This is a genomic window from Streptomyces sp. NPDC046335, assembly GCF_055587985.1.
In genome coordinates, this window is record NZ_JBVJFF010000016.1 from 179,072 (window position 1) to 195,820 (window position 16,749).

16 protein-coding genes are annotated in these 16,749 nt (G+C 70.6%); 7 read left to right on the forward strand and 9 right to left on the reverse strand.

All coding sequences use genetic code 11. The annotated features are described in order from the left end of the window. Window positions 1-17 precede the first annotated feature (17 nt). Window positions 18-1,289, forward strand: coding sequence for a glycerate kinase (locus ACZ6JY_RS34130; RefSeq protein WP_469202246.1), 1,272 nt, complete (start codon window positions 18-20; stop codon window positions 1,287-1,289). A gap of 144 nt (window positions 1,290-1,433) precedes the next feature. Here ACZ6JY_RS34130 and ACZ6JY_RS34135 read toward each other — a convergent pair whose 3' ends face one another. Continuing rightward, on the reverse strand, window positions 1,434-1,820 hold the full coding sequence (locus tag ACZ6JY_RS34135) for a nuclear transport factor 2 family protein (protein ID WP_469202248.1): 387 nt from the start codon (window positions 1,818-1,820) through the stop codon (window positions 1,434-1,436). Between the two features lie 98 nt (window positions 1,821-1,918). On the opposite strand from ACZ6JY_RS34135, the gene ACZ6JY_RS34140 reads away from it, so the two are divergent. Further along, entirely contained in the window at window positions 1,919-2,497 is a 579-nt protein-coding gene (locus ACZ6JY_RS34140; RefSeq protein ID WP_469202250.1) for a TetR/AcrR family transcriptional regulator, read from the forward strand. On the opposite strand, the gene ACZ6JY_RS34145 is transcribed toward ACZ6JY_RS34140, so the two are convergent. Then, window positions 2,494-3,714: a PucR family transcriptional regulator gene (locus ACZ6JY_RS34145; RefSeq protein WP_469202252.1), complete on the reverse strand. Its 1,221-nt coding sequence runs from the start codon at window positions 3,712-3,714 to the stop codon at window positions 2,494-2,496. The two genes, ACZ6JY_RS34140 and ACZ6JY_RS34145, sit on opposite strands and share 4 nt — an antisense overlap. Window positions 3,715-3,986: 272 nt before the next feature. On the opposite strand from ACZ6JY_RS34145, the gene ACZ6JY_RS34150 reads away from it, so the two are divergent. The 5 genes from ACZ6JY_RS34150 to ACZ6JY_RS34170 are packed head-to-tail and all read left to right on the forward strand — an operon-like array spanning window position 3,987 to window position 8,901. After that, window positions 3,987-4,835 carry an ABC transporter ATP-binding protein gene (locus tag ACZ6JY_RS34150; protein WP_469202342.1) on the forward strand — a complete coding sequence of 283 codons (849 nt, stop codon included), beginning with the start codon at window positions 3,987-3,989 and terminating at the stop codon, window positions 4,833-4,835. After that, the gene (locus ACZ6JY_RS34155) at window positions 4,832-5,659 is read left to right on the forward strand and encodes an ABC transporter ATP-binding protein (protein WP_469202254.1); all 828 of its coding nucleotides are present in this window, start codon (window positions 4,832-4,834) and stop codon (window positions 5,657-5,659) included. Before ACZ6JY_RS34150 ends, ACZ6JY_RS34155 begins: the two co-directional genes overlap by 4 nt. Further along, window positions 5,656-6,546, forward strand: a complete 891-nt coding sequence (locus tag ACZ6JY_RS34160; RefSeq protein WP_469202256.1) for a branched-chain amino acid ABC transporter permease — start codon at window positions 5,656-5,658, stop codon at window positions 6,544-6,546. Before ACZ6JY_RS34155 ends, ACZ6JY_RS34160 begins: the two co-directional genes overlap by 4 nt. Continuing rightward, window positions 6,539-7,645 carry a branched-chain amino acid ABC transporter permease gene (locus ACZ6JY_RS34165; RefSeq protein WP_469202257.1) on the forward strand — a complete coding sequence of 369 codons (1,107 nt, stop codon included), beginning with the start codon at window positions 6,539-6,541 and terminating at the stop codon, window positions 7,643-7,645. Before ACZ6JY_RS34160 ends, ACZ6JY_RS34165 begins: the two co-directional genes overlap by 8 nt. Further along, the gene (locus ACZ6JY_RS34170) at window positions 7,642-8,901 is read left to right on the forward strand and encodes an ABC transporter substrate-binding protein (RefSeq protein ID WP_469202259.1); all 1,260 of its coding nucleotides are present in this window, start codon (window positions 7,642-7,644) and stop codon (window positions 8,899-8,901) included. Before ACZ6JY_RS34165 ends, ACZ6JY_RS34170 begins: the two co-directional genes overlap by 4 nt. An 86-nt stretch (window positions 8,902-8,987) precedes the next feature. Here the strand turns inward: ACZ6JY_RS34170 and pssA are convergent, their stop codons facing one another. The 7 genes from pssA to ccrA form a co-directional block, all read right to left on the reverse strand. Next, window positions 8,988-9,845 (reverse strand): CDP-diacylglycerol--serine O-phosphatidyltransferase, encoded by an 858-nt coding sequence (gene pssA, locus ACZ6JY_RS34175; protein WP_469202261.1) that lies wholly within the window; start codon window positions 9,843-9,845, stop codon window positions 8,988-8,990. Beyond that, window positions 9,832-10,488, reverse strand: coding sequence for a phosphatidylserine decarboxylase (locus ACZ6JY_RS34180; protein WP_447041201.1), 657 nt, complete (start codon window positions 10,486-10,488; stop codon window positions 9,832-9,834). Before ACZ6JY_RS34180 ends, pssA begins: the two co-directional genes overlap by 14 nt. 170 nt (window positions 10,489-10,658) lie before the next feature. Next, window positions 10,659-11,864, reverse strand: a complete 1,206-nt coding sequence (locus ACZ6JY_RS34185) for an acyl-CoA dehydrogenase family protein (protein WP_469202264.1) — start codon at window positions 11,862-11,864, stop codon at window positions 10,659-10,661. Further along, window positions 11,861-12,382 carry a MaoC family dehydratase gene (locus ACZ6JY_RS34190; protein ID WP_469202266.1) on the reverse strand — a complete coding sequence of 174 codons (522 nt, stop codon included), beginning with the start codon at window positions 12,380-12,382 and terminating at the stop codon, window positions 11,861-11,863. Before ACZ6JY_RS34190 ends, ACZ6JY_RS34185 begins: the two co-directional genes overlap by 4 nt. A 4-nt stretch (window positions 12,383-12,386) precedes the next feature. After that, window positions 12,387-13,346 (reverse strand): HpcH/HpaI aldolase/citrate lyase family protein, encoded by a 960-nt coding sequence (locus tag ACZ6JY_RS34195; RefSeq protein WP_469202268.1) that lies wholly within the window; start codon window positions 13,344-13,346, stop codon window positions 12,387-12,389. Further along, complete coding sequence (locus ACZ6JY_RS34200; RefSeq protein WP_469202270.1) at window positions 13,343-15,370, reverse strand: protein meaA; 2,028 nt, start codon at window positions 15,368-15,370, stop codon at window positions 13,343-13,345. The genes ACZ6JY_RS34195 and ACZ6JY_RS34200 overlap by 4 nt, the downstream gene beginning before the upstream one ends. A gap of 21 nt (window positions 15,371-15,391) precedes the next feature. Then, entirely contained in the window at window positions 15,392-16,729 is a 1,338-nt protein-coding gene (gene ccrA, locus ACZ6JY_RS34205; RefSeq protein WP_469202272.1) for a crotonyl-CoA carboxylase/reductase, read from the reverse strand. Window positions 16,730-16,749 lie beyond the last annotated feature (20 nt).

Below are 16,749 nucleotides of genomic sequence, written 5' to 3' on the forward strand. Positions count from 1 at the left end.
TCGCCGCGTGGGCGGCCATGGGCAGGGGAGCCCTCCTGCGGTTATGGTCGCAGCGGCGCGACTGCCTTGACGCGAGCAAGGCCAAGAAGCAAGGGGAATGCAAGGTGGCGGACGCTGCAGGGACGGCGGGACGCGAGCAGCAGGCGCGGCGCGAGCGGGCGCCGCATGTGCTCATCGCCGCGGACAAGTTCAAGGGCTCACTCACGGCCGTGCAGGTCGCGGAGCGGGTGACGGCCGGGCTCCACCGCGTCGACCCCGGCGTGGAGGTCGAGGCCCTGCCCGTCGCCGACGGCGGTGACGGCACGGTCGCCGCGGCCGTCGCGGGCGGTTTCGAGCGCCGCGAGGTCGGCGTCACGGGGCCGCTCGGCGAGCGGGTGACGGCGGCGTACGCGCTCAAGGACGGCACCGCTGTGGTGGAGATGGCCGAGGCCTCGGGGCTCCAGTTGCTCCCCGAGGGTGTCTTCGCGCCGCTCACGGCCACGACGTACGGCTCCGGCGAGCTGATCAGGGCCGCGCTGGACGCGGGCGCCCGCACCATCGTCTTCGGCGTCGGCGGCAGCGCCACGACCGATGGCGGCGCGGGCATGCTGGCCGCGCTCGGCGCGCGCTTCCTGGACGCGGACGGTGCGCCCGTCGGGCCGGGCGGCGGACCCCTCAAGTCGCTGGCCACCGCAGACCTCTCGGGCCTCGACCCGCGGCTGAAGGACGTCGAGACCGTCTTGGCCAGCGATGTCGACAACCCGCTGACCGGGCCGAAGGGCGCGCCCGCGGTGTATGGACCGCAGAAGGGGGCCACCCCGCAGGACGTCGCCGCGCTCGACGCGGCGCTCTCGCACTTCGCGACGGTCCTGGAGAAGGCCGTCGGGCCCCGGGCCGCGGAGTACGCGCTGTCGCCCGGCGCGGGAGCCGCGGGCGGCATCGGGTACGGGGCGCTCGTCGGGCTCGGGGCGAGCTTCCGGGCGGGCATCGACGTCATGCTCGACGTCCTCGGCTTCGCGCCCGCGCTCGAACGGGCCACGCTTGTGATCACCGGTGAGGGGTCGCTCGACGAGCAGACCCTGCACGGGAAGGCGCCCGCCGGGGTGGCCGCCGCGGCTCGGGCCGCCGGGGTCGAGGTCGTCGCCGTCTGCGGGCGTCTTGCCCTTCCGGCGGAGGCCCTCGGCCGCGCCGGTATCCGGCGGGCGTACGCCCTCACCGACGTGGAGCCGGATGTCGACCGGTGCATCGCCGAGGCGGGCCCGATCCTGGAGGAACTCGCGGAGGCTCTGGGCCGGGACTACCTGGCCTGAGGCCTCCGGCCTGGGGGTACGTGTGCCTGGCCTGAGGCCTCAGGCCAGGGCTGCGTCCGCCTGGCTTGGGCCCTGCGCGGGTGCGGGTCGGCTTGGGTTGCTCGCGCGGTTCCCCGCGCCCCTTACGGGGCGCCCCGAGCGCCGTCAGACGAAGAAGGCGTTCATCCCGGGCACGTCGGAGAGATAGGTCTCGATGCTCGCGATCCTTCCGTCGCGGAGCCGGCAGACCGTGGCCAGGTGCTCGTCCAGCACGGCGTCCTCCCTGCGCGCGGTGTTGTGCAGGGAGAGCGCCATGTTCTCCTTGCTGACCAGGAGATGCAGCAGCTTGAAGTCGAGGCCGTACGACGCGATCCGCTGAGCGCGCTCCACCACGGCGTCGGCGCCGTCGGCCGTGCCGGAGATGGTGTTGTCGCCGGGCAGGGTCCAGGTGGCGTCGTCATGCAGCAGGGCCCGGATGCCGTCCCAGTCGCGCGAGACAAGGGCCTGGTGGAAGCTGCGCCCGAGGGCGGCAGCGGCTTCGTTGGTGGACATGGCATTCCCTTCACAGCACTAAAGCGGCGATCTCCGCTTTAGTGCGACTGTAGGCGTACCGTCCGCTAAGGCGCAACTCTTTGCTTTAGAGTGGAGGGGTGAACGCTGACGCATCGACGAAGCGGCCGGGCGGCCGCAGCACCCGTGTCCGTGACGCCGTACACAGCGCCGCGGTCGCGCTGGTGGGCGAGCGCGGCGCCGACCAGGTGACCCTCCCGGCCGTGGCGCAGCGGGCGGGGGTCAACTCCAGCACTCTCTACCGGCGTTGGGGCACGCTCGCCGCGCTTCTGGCCGACGTCGCCAAGCACCGCGGCGAGGCGGGCGCGCCCCCGCTCGTCGGCAATCTGCGCACCGACCTGGAGAACCAGGCGCTCTGGACGCTGACGGAGCTCTCCCGGCCCGGCGGCATCGCGTTCTTCCGCGCCGAGGTCGCGTCCGACGTCGACGAGCGGCACGACGGGCTGCGCGAGTGCCTGCGCAGGGTCAGCGAGCGCTTCCGCCCGGTCCTCGACACCGCACGGGAACGCGGCGACGCGCCCCCGCCCCCGTCCTTGGAACAGGTCCTCGACCGGATCATCGCGCCGCTCTACTTCCGGGTGGTCTTCTCGATTCCCGGTACGGACGAGGCATACGTCCGCGAACTCGTCGCGGAATTCCTCGGGGAGCAGGTTGGCTAGTCCCGTGCGCCGGAGGTCAGGCGGTGGGCCTCCAGGGCCAAGGAGACCTCCACCAGGTCCCTGGGTCTCGTCAGGGATCGGGAGGTCAGTTGTTCCAGGCGGCGCAGGCGGTTGAACACCGTGTTGCGGTGGCAGTAGAGGCGGGCTGCCGCTCGGCCCGCCGAGCCCTCGCAGTCCAGCCAGGTGTCAAGGGTCTCCAGGAGCACCGCGCGGTCCGAGGGCTCCACGGTGAGGACCTCGCCGAGGACGTCGGCCACCAGGCGCCCCGCCAGCTCCGGCTGGCTCACCACCAGGGCGGCCGGCATCCGCTGGTCGAGCCGTACGATGCCGGTCGCGTCCGGGGGACAGGTGCGCAGGGCCAGTTCCGCGAGGCGGCGCGCGTGGCCGAGGTCCGCCAGGCCGCCGACCACGGGGCTGATCCCGCCGGGGCCGGGACACCGCCCCTCCAGGAGGCGGGCGAGACCGTCGAGGCCCTCCTCCGCGTGCAGCGCGACCACGCCGACCTCGCAGTCCGTCCGCATCCGCCAGATGAAACGGAACCCCGTCCGCTGGATCTGCCGGTGGAACGCCTCGCGCCCGTCACGCCGCTCCACCCGCAGCACCACCACCGCGTAGGGGCCGTGCTCGGGCAGGTCGAGCCCGGCCGCCGCGCGCGCCGCGAGACCCGGCGCCGACTGGCCCTCCAGAAGCGCGTCGAGCAGCGCCTGCAACTGTTCGTCGGTGCGTCGCCGCAGCTCCAGCTCGGTCGCGCGGTAGGCGTCGGAGGCGGCCGCCGCCTGGGCGTCCACCGCCGACCACACCATCGTCGCCGAGCGCATCAGGACCGCAAGCTTCTCGGGGTCGCGGCCCACGACGCCTTCCAGGAGCGAGTCCCACACCAGGTAGCCCGCGTTCCGGTACGAGTGGATCAGCAGGTCGAGCGGCAGCCCCTGCTGGGCCCTGCGCCGCCCGGACTCCTCCGCGTACTCCAGGTCGCGGCGCGGCGAGGCCCGCGGCGCCGAGATCGCCTCGATGCCGATCCGCATGGCCTCCTCGGCCTCCCGCCAGTGCACGTCGTGCGGCAGCACACGCCCGAACACCGGTGAGTGGTCGGAGAGCTGCCGCAGATGCTCGTCGACCAGTTCGGGCACGCGCGGCAGCAGAGCCGTGCACGCCTCCTTGAGCAGTCTCCAGTCGTGTCCGGTCCGTGGCCTGCGCCCGTTCGTGGGCCCGGTCATGGATCCCCCCATCGCCGTGCTCCCGGACGTCGTCGGGACGTCGTTGCTGCGGAGGATGCCATGCGACGCCCCCCTCGGTCAGGCCCCTGACACGCGGTGTTGTGCGGCTGCACAACGGCGGGGCGCCACCGCTGGGCCCCCGCAGCGTTTCCCCGCCGGGCCGTGGACGGGCGGGTCCCGCGGTGCTGGGGTGAGCGCCACGCGACGGCGGACGGGCCGTGCGGGGACTTGGGGGTCGGTACGTGGTCGGCAGGAATGTGAAGGGCTTCGGCATGGGCGCGCGCGACCCCGGCCCAGGGGGCGGCGCCGTGCCGGGCGGAGGTCTCGTCGTACGGGAGGTGTCGGTCGGTTACGGCCCCGTGCGCGCGCTGCGCCGGGTCTCGCTCGAGGTGCCGGACGGCGCCGTCGTCGCGGTGCTCGGCTCCAACGGCGCGGGCAAGTCGACGCTGCTGCGCGCCGTCTCCCGCACCCTCTCCTTCCAGGGCGGGACGCTCACCTCGGGAGACATCCGCTTCCAGGGCAGGCGGACCGACGGCCTCGCGCCGGAACGCGTCGTCGCCGCCGGGATCTCGCAGGTCCCCGAGGGCAGACAGGTGTTCGCCCGGATGACCGTCACCGACAACCTGCGCGCCGGCGCCCTCGGCTCCACCGGCTCGCGCGGCGCCAAGGCGGACGCCCTGCGGCGCGTCCACGAGCTGTTCCCCGTACTCGCCGACCGCGGCGGGCAGCGCGCGGGGCTGCTCTCCGGCGGCGAACAGCAGATGCTCGCCGTGGCCAGGGCGCTGATGGCCTCGCCGCGGCTGCTGCTCCTCGACGAGCCGTCCCTGGGGCTCGCGCCGCTGATGGCCGCCCGCATCGCCGACACCGTCCGGGAGATCAACGCGCAGGGCACCTCGGTGCTCCTCGTCGAACAGAACGCCGCCCTCGCGCTGCGGCTCGCCTCCCACGCGTACGTGCTCGACGTCGGCGAGGTCGCCCTGTCGGGACCGGCGGACGAACTCGCCGCCTCCGACGAGGTGCGGCGCCGCTACCTCGGCGTGGTCGACGAGGACGCCGCGGCCGACGCCTCCCGCGGTCTGGGCGCGCTGCCGGCCCTGCCGCGTTGGGAGGCCGGCCGATGACCTCGCAGACGCCTCCCCTGGAAGTCCGCGACCTGACCGTCCGCTTCGCCGGGCTCACCGCCCTCGACGCCGTCAGCCTCACGGTCCGCCCCGGCACCGTGCACGCCGTGATCGGCCCCAACGGCGCGGGCAAATCCACCTGCTTCAACGTCCTGTCCGGCGTCTACCGCGCCACCAGCGGCAGCGTCCGCTTCGGGGAACACGAGCTCACCGGCATGCGCCCGCACCGCATCGCGGGACTCGGCGTGGCCCGCATCTTCCAGAACCTCGCCCTGCCGCCCCGTGCCACGGTCGCCGACAGCCTGCTGCTCGGCCGCCACCGGCTGACCCGCACCGGCTTCGTCGCCGCGGGCCTGCGGCTCCCCGCGGCGGCCAGGGAGGAGCGCAGGCACCGCGAACGCGTCCGCGAGATCGCGGCCTTCGTCGGCCTGGAACGCCAGCTCGACCTGCCCGCGGGCGCCCTGCCCTACGGCCAGCAGAAACTCGCCGAACTGGCGCGCGCCCTGTGCATGGAGCCGCGGCTGCTGCTCCTCGACGAGCCCGTGGCGGGCATGACCGCCGACGAGCGGCGCCGCACCGCCGCCGTCATCGCGGGCGTCCGCGACAGCCTCGGCATCTCGATCGTCCTGGTGGAACACGACATGGGGGTGGTGATGCGGCTCGCGGACGCGGTGACCGTACTGGACTTCGGCCGCCGGATCGCCGACGGCGCCCCCGCCGACGTACAGAACGACCCGGCGGTCGTACGCGCCTACCTCGGCGAGGGCGACACCGCGGACGGGATCGCGCACGACCGTACGGACGAAGAGGAGCCCCGCCCATGAGCACGTTCTTCGAGCTCCTCCTCAACGGCCTGTCGATGGGCTCCGTCTACGCCCTCATCGCGCTCGGCTTCGTCGTCATCTTCCGCGCCACCGAGGTCGTGAACTTCGCCCACGCCTCCCTGCTCCTCGCGGGCGGCTACATCACCGCCTCCCTCCACGACGACCTCGGCTTCTGGCCGGCGCTGCTCGTGGGCATCGCGGGCGCCGCCGTGGTGGGCGCGGCCGTCGAGTTCCTCGTCATGCGCCGCTACCGGGGCAGCGACCACAGCGTGCTCGCCATCGTCACCATCGGCGTCGACATCCTGCTCACCACCGAGCTGGCCCGGCGCCTCGGCACCGACGTCCTGCCGCTCGGCGACCCCTGGGGCGACGACGTGCTGACCGTCGGGCCGATCTCCATCGCCCACACCCGCATCGCCGCCTTCGTCGCCGCGGCCCTGCTCATCACCGTCTTCCTGCTCGCCTTCCGCTACACCTCCTGGGGCGTGGCCATGCGCGCCGCCGCCGAGAGCCCGGAGACCGCCGCGCTGATGGGCGTACGGCTGGGAAGGGTGTCCCTCGGCGCATGGGCGGTCGCGGGGGCGCTCGCGGCCGTGGCCGCGCTGTTCCTCACCGTCTTCCCGACGCCGGGCCTGGAGCGCGCCACGTCCCTCGCCGCCCTGAAGGCGTTCCCCGCCGCCATCCTCGGCGGCCTCGACTCCACGACGGGCGCCCTCGTCGGCGGCCTCGTGGTGGGCGTGACGGAGTCCCTCGCCACCGGCTACCAGAGCGAGCTCAGCTTCCTCGGGCGCGGCCTCGGGGACCTCGCGCCCTACCTCGTGATGACCGTGATCCTGCTGATCAGGCCCGCCGGGCTCTTCGGCACGAAGGAGCTGGCCCGTGTCTGACGTCATCGCACGCTCCGCCCGTTCCGCGGTCCTGACGCTGCTCAAGCGCCGCCGCACCTACGTATGGGCCGCCGCCACGGCCGTCCTGCTCGCCATGCCGTTCTACCTCGACCGCTTCTGGCTCCAGGCCGGTCTGTTCGCGATGGCCGCGGCGATCGGTGCCATCGGCATCAACCTCCTCACCGGCGCGACAGGGCAGCTCTCCATGGGGCACGCCTTCTTCCTCGCCATCGGGGCGTACGGGTACTGCGTCCTCGCGGGGGACGGCGGCGACGGCCTGACCGGGCTCTCCCTGCCGACCTGGCTCGCGGCCGTGCTCGCGGTGGCGCTCGCCGGGGTCGCCGGCGGGATCTTCAGCCCCATCGCGGGGCGGCTGAGAGGCGCGTACCTGGGCATCGCGACACTCGCGCTGATCTTCATCGGGCAGCACGTGCTGTTCAACGCCCACGATCTGACGGGCGGCTCCAACGGGCGCGAAGTCCCGCCCATGAACCTCTTCGGCCTCACCTTCGACGACAGCGAGGCCGTCGTGGCCGCCGTCCCGTTCGGGTCCGCGGAGAAGCTCTGGTACGCGGGCCTCGTGGCGCTCCTGGCCTGCGGCCTCTTCGCCAGGGGCGTGCTGCGCGGGCGCCCGGGCCGGGCCATGAACGCCATCCGCGACCACCGGGTCGCCGCGGGCGTCATCGGCGTGCCGGTGGCCCGCTACCGCGCCGGGGTCTTCGTCCTGTCGTCGATGTACGCGGGCCTCGCCGGGGTGCTGCTCGCCCTCGTCTTCCAGCGGACCGTGCCGGACTACTTCGGCATGACCCTGTCGCTGGAGTACCTCGCCATGATCGTCATCGGCGGCCTCGGCTCGGTCTCCGGGGCGGTCGCGGGCGCGGCGCTGGTCTCCCTGCTCCCGCAGCTCCTGACGCGGTACAGCGACGCGCTGCCCCTCGTCTCGGCCCCCGGCAGCGGCGGCGTCTCACCGGGCGAGGCGTCCCGGTACCTGTACGGCGCCGCCGTCGTGGCGGTCGTGCTCTTCCTGCCCGGCGGCCTGGTCAGGCTCGCCGCCCGGCGCAGCAAACCCACTCCAGGCACTCCAGGGGAGACAGCATGAATGCACTGACCAGGGCCACGGCGGCCGCCACCGCGCTCGCGGCGCTCCTCGCGCTCACCGCGTGCAGCTCAAAGGCGAAGGACGGTGACGACGACTCCAGGAGCGCGGGAGGCGTGAAGACCGGCGAGGGCGTCTCGGGCAAGACGATCAACCTGGGGGTGCTCACCGACATGACCGGGGTCTACGCCACCCTCGGCAAGAGCGTCACCCAGGCCCAGCAGCTCTACGTCGACCAGGCCAACGCGGACGGCGGCATCTGCGGCCACAAGCTGAAGCTGACCGTCCGCGACCACGGCTACGACCCGCAGAAGGCCGTCGCCGCCTACACCGAGCTGGAACCGAAGGTCCTCGGCTTCGCCCAGTTCATCGGCTCGCCGTTCGTCGCCGCCGTCGAGCAGCGGATCGAGGGCAACAAGGGCCTCGTCCTGCCGCAGGCCTGGTCGTCGAACCTCCTGGGCAACCCGTACATCCGGGTGATCGGCTCCACGTACGACCTGGAGACGATCAACGCGATCGACTTCCTGATGAAGGAGAAGGGGCTGAAGAAGGGCGACAAGCTCGGCCACGTCTACTTCGAGGGCGACTACGGGGAGAGCGCCCTGAAGGGCTCCACGTACATGGCGAAGGAGGCGGGCCTCACGGTCGTCGAGCAGAAGATCAAGCCGACGGACAACGACATGACCGCCCAGGTCTCCGCCCTGAAGAAGGCCGGGGTCAAGGGCGTGGTGATCAGCGCGGGGCCGCGCCAGGCCGCGTCCCTGGTGGGTGTCGCGGCGGCGGGCCGCTTCGACGTCCCGGTCATCGGCAACAACTCGGCCTACGCCCCGCAGCTCCTCGCCACGCAGTCGGGCCCCGCCCTCCAGAAGAACTACTACGTCGCCTCGCCCACGCTGCCCATCGGCGCGGACACCGCGGCGGCGAAGAAGCTCGTCGCCGACTACAGGAAGGCCCACCCCAAGGACGCCCTGGACAACGGCGTCGTGGCGGGCTGGACGGCGGCCGCCGTCTTCGGCGAGGCCCTGAAGAAGGCCTGCGAGAGCAAGGACCTCACACGGGCCGGCGTGGACAAGGCCCTGCTGACCATCGACGCCTTCGACTCGGGCTTCGGCGTCCCCCAGAACTTCACGGACCCGAAGGCTCCGTCGTCCGAGCAGAGCGTCATCCTCCAGCCCTCGGAGAAGGCCACGGGCGGCATGAAGGTCGTACGGGAACCGCAGGCGGCGAAGGAGGCCGAGGGGTACACCCCCGGCGTGTGATACCCGGCCCGGCACGCGAAAGGGGCCCGGATCATCAGATCCGGGCCCCTTAAGCACTGCCTATGAACCCTGCCTATAAGCCCTGCCTACGGGAGCTGCGCGGCCCGCGCCTCTCGCCGGTTCCCCCGGAAGTTGTTCACCCGCCGAGCCGTGGCGAAGAGCGGGATCACCGCCCCGAGGACGAGCTGGAGCGCACAGCCGGTCTGGAGCAGGAGCTGGCCGCCCGGGGCCTCGAAGGCCCAGGCCGCGAGCAGCCCCATGGCCGCGACGATCCACGAGAGCATGGCCATCGCGAGCGGGCCACGCGGCTTCGGGTACTCCACACGGCTGACCATGAGCCACGCCGTGCCGATGATCGCCAGGAGCGTCGCCACGAAGGGCAGCTCCAGGAGGACGATCGAGACGACCGTGAGCGCCCCGAAGGGCGACGGCATGCCCTGGAAGGTGCCGTCCTTCACGGTCACGCACGAGAACCGCGCAAGCCGCAGCACCACCGCCAACAGCACGACGATCGCACCGACCGCAGCCACCCGCTGGTGGGCGTCGTCGGCGACCATGCCGTAGACGAGGACGAAGTACGCCGGTGCCAGACCGAAGCTGATCAGGTCCGACAGGTTGTCCAGCTCCGCGCCCATCGGCGAGGACCGCAGCTTGCGGGCCACGAGCCCGTCGAAGAGGTCGAAGACGGCCGCGCAGAGCATCAGGATCACGGCGGTCGCGGCGGAGTGCCGCGCCATGCCGCTCTCGGTGCTGCCCTGCACGTACGGGATGAGGATGCCCGTGGTGGTGAAGTACACCGCCATGAAGCCGCACGTGGCGTTGCCGAGCGTGAGCGTGTCCGCTATCGACAGGCGCAGCGAGAGGGGCATCTCCTCGTCGGCCTCGTCCTCCACGGCCTCGGGCACCCAGCCGCCGGCTTGTGTCTCAGGATCAACCACGGTCAATGCGAGTCACCCCAGCCACGGTCTTCTGACCGACCTCGACGTCCACCTCGACACCCTCGGGGAGGTAGATGTCCACGCGTGAGCCGAAGCGGATCAGGCCGATCCGCTCGCCCTGCTCCACCTTCGTGCCCTGCGGGATGTAGGGGACGATGCGCCGCGCGACAGCGCCCGCGATCTGGATCATCTCGATGTCGCCGAGCTCGGTGTCGAAGTGCCAGACAACGCGCTCGTTGTTCTCGCTCTCCTTGTTGAACGCCGGGACGAACCCGCCGGGGATGTGCTCCACGGACGTCACGGTGCCCGCGAGGGGGGCGCGGTTGACGTGGACGTTCAGCGGGCTCATGAAGATGGCGACGCGGGTACGCCCGTCCTTCCACGGCATGATGCTCTGCACCACGCCGTCGGCGGGGGAGATGACCCGGCCCTGAGCGATCTCTCGCTCGGGGTCGCGGAAGAACCACAGCATGCCCGCCGCGAGCGCGGTGGCGGGCACGGCGACGGCCGCGGCGCTCTTGGAGCGGCGCGCGCGGGCGAGGCTGATTGCCGCGGTGGCGACGGTCGGCAGGAGCCACGGCGATGCTCCGCGGGCAAGGCGTCCCTGGAGAATGCCGTCGCGTGGTGCAGAGGTTTGGCTGTGGGGCATGGATGACCTTCGTAGCGGATGATGCCGCGCAGTGACTGGGGGACGGCGGCTTTCTCCGGATGGTATCGGTTGCGGGCCACAACTGGGCAAGCCAGGAAGCCGAGTCGGCGGCCGAAGAGTGTTGACAGGGTGTGATGTTCTTCGCGGAGATAACCCCTTGAAGCGGACATTCAGCCCTGGAATCGATACTCTTCGAGCAGTCGACGACCAATGATCATTTTCTGGATCTCGGCGGTACCTTCACCGATCAACAGCATCGGCGCCTCCCTGTAGAGGCGCTCGATCTCGTACTCCTTCGAGAAGCCGTAACCGCCGTGAATCCTGAACGCGTCCTCGACGACTTCCTTGCAGTACTCGGAGGCGAGGTACTTCGCCATCCCTGCTTCGAGGTCGTTTCGCTCCCCGGAGTCCTTTTTGCGTGCTGCGTTGACCATCATCGCATGGGCGGCCTCGACCTTGGTAGCCATCTCGGCCAGTTTGAACTGGATCGCCTGGTGCTGGGCGATGGCTTTACCGAAAGTGTGGCGTTGCTGGGCATATGAGACACCCAGTTCAAAAGCACGCTGTGCGACGCCGCAGCCACGCGCCGCGACATTGACACGCCCGACTTCCACGCCGTCCATCATTTGGTAAAACCCGCGGCCGGTGGTCCCGCCGAGCACGCGATTGGCCGGAATTCGCAGTCCGTCCATGATGAGTTCGGTCGTGTCGACACCCTTGTAGCCCATTTTGTCGATCTTGCCCGGAATGGTGAGTCCGGGGCGGACCTCTCCGAAGCCTGGTTCCTTCTCGACCAGGAAAGTGGTCATCGACTTGTGAGGGGCGGTGCCCTCGGGGTGTCCTTCGTCACTTCGGCACAGAACGGCCACCAGGGTGGACGTTCCGCCATTCGTCAACCACATCTTCTGGCCGTTGAGGACATAGTGGTCACCGTCCCGGACGCCCTTGGACGTGATCGCCGACACGTCCGAGCCGAGCGCCGGCTCCGACATGGAGAACGCGCCGCGCACCTCGCCGGCCGCCATGCGCGGCAGGAAGGTCTCCTTCTGCTCCTGCGTGCCGTGCTGCTTGAGCATGTAGGCGACGATGAAGTGGGTGTTGATGATGCCGGAGACCGACATCCAGCCCCGCGCGATCTCCTCGACGCACAGGGCGTACGTGAGCAGCGACTCGCCCAGGCCGCCGTACTCCTCCGGGATCATCAGACCGAACAGGCCCAACTCCTTGAGGCCGTCGACGATGGCCTGCGGGTACTCGTCACGGTGTTCGAGTTCCGTCGCGACCGGGATGATCTCCTTGTCGACGAAGTCCCGGACCGTCGCCAGGATCTCCTGCTGGATGTCGGTGAGACCGGCGGTCTGCGCGAGTCGGCTCATGGCTGCTTCTTCTCCTGGCTCTTCGGCTCCGGGCGGCCGGGCTGCTCCCCGCCGCGCTCCTTGATGTACGTCTCGGTGGGAACCATCACCTTGCGGCGGAAGACGCAGACGACGGTGCCGTCCTGCTTGTAGCCCCTGGTCTCCACGTACACGATGCCGCGGTCGCTCTTGGACCGGGACGGCGTCTTGTCCAGGACGGTGGTCTCGCCGTAGACGGTGTCGCCGTGGAAGGTCGGCGCCACGTGCTTGAGCGACTCGACCTCCAGGTTGGCGATCGCCTTGCCGGAGACGTCCGGCACGGACATGCCGAGCAGCAGCGAGTAGATGTAGTTGCCCACGACGACGTTCTTGCCGAAGTCCGTCGTCTTCTCCGCATAGTTCGTGTCCATGTGGAGGGGGTGGTGGTTCATGGTGAGCAGGCAGAAGAGGTGGTCGTCGTACTCGGTGACCGTCTTGCCGGGCCAGTGCTTGTATACGGCACCGACCTCGAACTCCTCGTAGGTGCGGCCGAACTGCATGGGATCAGGCCTCCGGGACTTCGAACTTGGAGGTACGGGTCATGCCGGCGGCGCGCCCCTTGCCCGAGATGACCAGCGCCATCTTCCGGCTGGCCTCGTCGATCATCTCGTCGCCGAGCATCGCCGAGCCCTTCTTGCCGCCCGCCTCCGACGTGCAGTACTCGTACGCGTCCAGGATCAGCTCGGCGTGGTCGAAGTCCTCCTGGGAGGGGGAGAAGACCTCGTTGGCGGCCTCCACCTGGCCGGGGTGCAGGACCCACTTGCCGTCGAAGCCGAGGGCGGCGGCGCGGCCCGCGACCTCGCGGTAGCCGTCGACGTTCTTGATCTGGAGGTAGGGGCCGTCGATCGCCTGGAGGTCGTTGGCGCGGGCGGCCATCAGGATCTTCATCAGGATGAAGTGGTAGGCGTCGGCCGGGTAGCCGGGCGGCTGCTCGCCGACGACCAGGGACTTCATGTTGATGGACGCCATGAAGTCGGCCGGGCCGAAGATGATGGTCTCCAGGCGCGGCGAGGCCTCGGCGATGGCGTTGACGTTGTTCAGGCCCCGCGCGTTCTCGATCTGCGCCTCGATGCCGATCTTGCCGGTCTCGAAGCCCATGGTCTTCTCGATCTGGGTGAGCAGCAGGTCGAGCGCGACGACCTGCTCGGCGCTCTGCACCTTCGGCAGCATGATGCAGTCGAGGTTCTGGCCCGCGCCCTCGACGACCGTGACGACGTCGCGGTACGTCCATTCGGTCGTCCAGTCGTTGACGCGCACGACCCGCGTCTTGCCCGTCCAGTCGCCCTCGTTGAGGAACTTGACGATGGTGTGCCGGGCCTCCGGCTTGGCCAGCGGCGCGCAGGCGTCCTCCAGGTCGAGGAAGACCTGGTCGGCGGCGAGGCCCTGGGCCTTCTCCAGGAAACGCGGGTTCGAGCCGGGCACCGCGAGACAGGAGCGGCGGGGGCGAAGACGGTTCACGGTCATGCGGGGACCTCCAGAGGGTCGAGCTTGTTCGCTTTCCGGATCTCGTCGACGATACGGCCGATGATCTCCGTGATGCCGAAGTCCTTCGGGGTGAAGACGGCGGCCACACCCGCCGCCAGAAGGTCCTCGGCGTCGCTGTTGGGGATGATGCCTCCCGCGATCACGGGAATGTCCGGCGCGCCCGCCCGGCGCAGGCGCACCAGGACGTCCGGCACGAGTTCGGCGTGCGAGCCGGAGAGGATCGACAGGCCCACCGCGTGCACGTCCTCGGCCAGCGCCGCGTCGACGATCTGCTCGGGCGTGAGCCTGATGCCCTGGTAGACCACCTCGAAGCCGGCGTCACGGGCGCGCACCGCGATCTGCTCGGCGCCGTTGGAGTGGCCGTCGAGGCCGGGCTTGCCGACCAGGAAGCGGAGCTTGCCGACGCCGAGGTCGGCGGCGGTCGCGGCCACCTTGTCCCGGACGCGGGCGAGCGGTGTGCCGGCCTCGGCGGTGACGGCCACGGGCGCGCCTGAGACGCCCGTGGGGGCGCGGAACTCGCCGAAGACCTCCCGCAGGGCGCCCGCCCACTCGCCGGTCGTCACGCCGGCCCGCGCGCACTCCAGGGTCGCCTCCATGAGGTTGCCCGTGCCCGCGGCCACCTCCTTGAGCCGCTGGAGGGCCTTGCAGGGGCGGGGGTGGTTGAACGGCGGCTGGTAGCGGGTGTCGCGCCAGTGCTTCAGGGCGGCGACGACGCGGGCCTCGACGGCCGGGTCGACTGTCATGATCGCCGCGTCCAGGTCGGCGGTGAGCGGGCTGGGCTCGGTGGACTCGTAGGAGTTCACACCGACGATCTTCTCCTCGCCGGACTCGATGCGGGCCCTGCGCTCGGCGTGCGAGGAGACGAGCTGCGACTTCAGGTAGCCGGACTCGACGGCGGCCATCGCGCCGCCCATCTCCTCGATGCGGGCCATCTCGGCGAGGGACTCCTCGGCCAGCGAGGCGACCTTGGCCTCGATGACGTGCGAGCCCGCGAAGATGTCCTCGTACTCCAGGAGGTCGCTCTCGTGCGCGAGGACCTGCTGGATGCGGAGCGACCACTGCTGGTCCCAGGGGCGGGGCAGGCCGAGCGCCTCGTTCCAGGCGGGGAGCTGCACGGCACGCGCGCGTGCGTCCTTGGAGAGGGTGACGGCCAGCATTTCGAGCACGATCCGCTGGACGTTGTTCTCCGGCTGCGCCTCGGTGAGCCCCAGGGAGTTGACCTGCACGCCGTAGCGGAACCGGCGCTGCTTGGGGTTCTCGACGCCGTACCGCTCGCGGGTGACCTGGTCCCAGATGCGCCCGAACGCCCGCATCTTGCACATCTCCTCGATGAAGCGGACACCCGCGTTCACGAAGAAGGAGATGCGGGCCACGACGTCCCCGAACCTCTCCTCGGGGACCTGCCCCGAGTCGCGTACGGCGTCGAGGACCGCGATGGCGGTGGACATCGCGTACGCGATCTCCTGGACCGGCGTGGCCCCCGCCTCCTGGAGGTGGTAGCTGCAGATGTTGATCGGGTTCCACTTGGGGATGCGGGCCACCGTGTACGTGATCATGTCGGTGGTCAGGCGCAGGGAGGGCACCGGCGGGAAGACGTGCGTCCCGCGCGAGAGGTACTCCTTGACGATGTCGTTCTGCGTCGTCCCCTGGAGCTCGCTGATGTCGACGCCCTGCTCCTCGGCGACCACCTGATAGAGCGCCAGCGTCCACATGGCGGTGGCGTTGATCGTCATCGAGGTGTTCATCTGGTCCAGGGGGATGTCCTGGAACAGCCGCCGCATGTCGCCGAGGTGCGAGACCGGCACGCCGACCCGGCCGACCTCACCGCGGGCGAGGATGTGGTCGGGGTCGTAGCCGGTCTGCGTGGGCAGGTCGAACGCGACCGAGAGGCCCGTCTGCCCCTTGGCGAGGTTGCGCCGGTACAGCTCGTTGGACGCCTCCGCCGTGGAGTGACCGGCGTAGGTCCGCATGAGCCACGGCCGGTCCTTCTGACGCTCTGTCATGTGACGCTGCTCCTAGCGGGTTCAGACGTTCCGGAAGCGGTTGATCGCGTCGATGTGCTCGGCCCGCTTCTCCGGGTCGCGCACGCCCATGCCCTCCCGGGGCGCGAGCGCGAGGACGCCGACCTTGCCCTGGTGGAGGTTGCGGTGCACGTCGTAGGCCGCCTGGCCGGTGTCCTCCAGGGAGTACACCTTGGAGAGCGTCGGGTGGATCTTGCCCTTGGCGATCAGGCGGTTGGCCTCCCACGCCTCGCGGTAGTTGGCGAAGTGCGAGCCGATGATGCGCTTGAGGGACATCCACAGGTAGCGGTTGTCGTACTCGTGGTTGTAGCCGGACGTCGAGGCGCATGTGACGATGGTTCCGCCCTTGCGCGTGACGTACACCGAGGCGCCGAACGTCTCGCGGCCCGGGTGCTCGAAGACGATGTCCACGTCCTCGCCGCCGGTGAGCTCGCGGATGCGCTTGCCGAACCGCTTCCACTCGCGCGGGTCCTGCTCGTGCTCGCTCTTCCAGAACTTGTAGTCCTCGGCGTTGCGGTCGATGATCGCCTCGGCGCCCATCGCGCGGCAGATCTCCGCCTTCTGGGAGCTGCTCACCACACAGATGGGGTTGGCGCCGCCGGCCAGCGCGAACTGGGTGGCGTACGAGCCGAGACCGCCGCTCGCGCCCCAGATCAGCACGTTGTCGCCCTGCTTCATGCCGGCGCCGTTGCGCGAGACGAGCTGGCGGTACGCGGTGGAGTTCACGAGGCCGGGCGATGCCGCCTCCTCCCAGCTCAGGTGGTCCGGCTTCGGCATGAGCTGGTTGGACTTGACGAGCGCGATCTCGGCGAGGCCGCCGAAGTTGGTCTCGAAGCCCCAGATGCGCTGCTCCGGGTCGAGCATCGTGTCGTTGTGCCCGTCGGAGGACTCCAGCTCGACGCTCAGGCAGTGCGCGACGACCTCGTCGCCCGGGTTCCAGGCGTTCACGCCGGGCCCGGTGCGCAGCACGACGCCCGCCAGGTCGGAGCCGATGATGTGGTACGGCAGGTCGTGGCGCTTGGTGAGCTCGCTCAGGCGGCCGTAGCGCTCCAGGAAGCTGAAGGTGGACACCGGCTCGAAGATCGAGGTCCACACGGAGTTGTAGTTGACCGAGGAGGCCATGACGGCCACCAGGGCCTCGCCGGGGCCGAGTTCGGGGACCGGCACGTCGTCCAGGTGGATCGACTTGCGGGGGTCCTTGTCGCGGGTTTCGAGGCCCGCGAACATCTCCGTCTCGTCCTTGTGCACGGTGATCGCGCGGTACGAGTCGGGCAGGGGAAGAGCGGCGAAGTCGGCGGACTGGGCGTCCGAGGACTGAATCGCGTCCAGGATTTCCTTCACGGTTTTGCCTCCGGCGAAGA

Excerpts from the sequence above, each read along its gene's own strand:
- ACZ6JY_RS34130 (WP_469202246.1), top strand. The coding sequence starts at position 18 with ATGGGCAGGGGAGCCCTCCTGCGGTTATGGTCGCAGCGGCGCGACTGC.
- ACZ6JY_RS34135 (WP_469202248.1), bottom strand. The coding sequence starts at position 1,820 with ATGTCCACCAACGAAGCCGCTGCCGCCCTCGGGCGCAGCTTCCACCAG.
- ACZ6JY_RS34145 (WP_469202252.1), bottom strand. The coding sequence starts at position 3,714 with ATGACCGGGCCCACGAACGGGCGCAGGCCACGGACCGGACACGACTGG.
- ACZ6JY_RS34150 (WP_469202342.1), top strand. The coding sequence starts at position 3,987 with ATGGGCGCGCGCGACCCCGGCCCAGGGGGCGGCGCCGTGCCGGGCGGA.
- ACZ6JY_RS34155 (WP_469202254.1), top strand. The coding sequence starts at position 4,832 with ATGACCTCGCAGACGCCTCCCCTGGAAGTCCGCGACCTGACCGTCCGC.
- ACZ6JY_RS34160 (WP_469202256.1), top strand. The coding sequence starts at position 5,656 with ATGAGCACGTTCTTCGAGCTCCTCCTCAACGGCCTGTCGATGGGCTCC.
- ACZ6JY_RS34170 (WP_469202259.1), top strand. The coding sequence starts at position 7,642 with ATGAATGCACTGACCAGGGCCACGGCGGCCGCCACCGCGCTCGCGGCG.
- ACZ6JY_RS34180 (WP_447041201.1), bottom strand. The coding sequence starts at position 10,488 with ATGCCCCACAGCCAAACCTCTGCACCACGCGACGGCATTCTCCAGGGA.
- ACZ6JY_RS34185 (WP_469202264.1), bottom strand. The coding sequence starts at position 11,864 with ATGAGCCGACTCGCGCAGACCGCCGGTCTCACCGACATCCAGCAGGAG.
- ACZ6JY_RS34190 (WP_469202266.1), bottom strand. The coding sequence starts at position 12,382 with ATGCAGTTCGGCCGCACCTACGAGGAGTTCGAGGTCGGTGCCGTATAC.
- ACZ6JY_RS34195 (WP_469202268.1), bottom strand. The coding sequence starts at position 13,346 with ATGACCGTGAACCGTCTTCGCCCCCGCCGCTCCTGTCTCGCGGTGCCC.
- ACZ6JY_RS34200 (WP_469202270.1), bottom strand. The coding sequence starts at position 15,370 with ATGACAGAGCGTCAGAAGGACCGGCCGTGGCTCATGCGGACCTACGCC.